The organism is Enterobacter sp. IF2SW-B1 (assembly GCF_001743375.1).
GTDB classification, from domain to species: domain Bacteria; phylum Pseudomonadota; class Gammaproteobacteria; order Enterobacterales; family Enterobacteriaceae; genus Enterobacter; species Enterobacter bugandensis.
This window is the reverse complement of record NZ_MJAA01000192.1, coordinates 1-514: the sequence shown is the minus strand read 5'-3', so window position 1 is coordinate 514 and position 514 is coordinate 1. Positions and strand designations below refer to the sequence as shown.

Here is a 514-nt window from a genome sequence, read left to right as displayed (position 1 = left end):
GCACGCGGAAAAACTGCATAAACCCTGAGGAGCTCCGCCATCTTCATCGAGGCTGGCCGAGGTGCAGCAGGTGCGAGTGCAGGCGCTCCACCTCCAGCAGACTGGCGCGGATCATCTGCGCGCGCTCCGGCACCACGCTCCCCATGCCGTTCTCCACCGAGGTGGTGTAGGCGGGGCTGTGGGCGCGGCACCACGCTCCCCATGCCGTTCTCCACCGAGGTGGTGTAGGCGGGGCTGTGGGCGAAGCCGCAGATGCCGCACACGCGGTCAGAGCGGAGTAGAACAGGCGGTAGTCGGCGTCGATGATATTTTCGCCGTCGACGAACAGGCGGAAGTGGCCCGGTTCGGCGGAGGTGACGTGCAGCGGGCCGATCGGCACCACGTTGTTCTTCTTGCTGCCCAACTCGTTGATGAACGTGCAGCGGGCCGATCGGCACCACGTTGTTCTTCTTGCTGCCCAACTCGTTGATGAACTCGTAGGTTTCGCTGTCGGTGGTCGGGGCCGGACGCTGGC

The 514-nt window shown here is 65.2% G+C and carries 2 pseudogenes; both read right to left on the bottom strand.

From position 1 onward, the window contains the following. Positions 1-46: 46 nt before the first annotated feature. Positions 47-190: pseudogene (locus A6013_RS28810) on the bottom strand (hypothetical protein); the annotation flags it as partial. A gap of 83 nt (positions 191-273) precedes the next feature. Continuing rightward, positions 274-514 (bottom strand): annotated as a pseudogene (locus A6013_RS28805) (hypothetical protein); the annotation flags it as partial.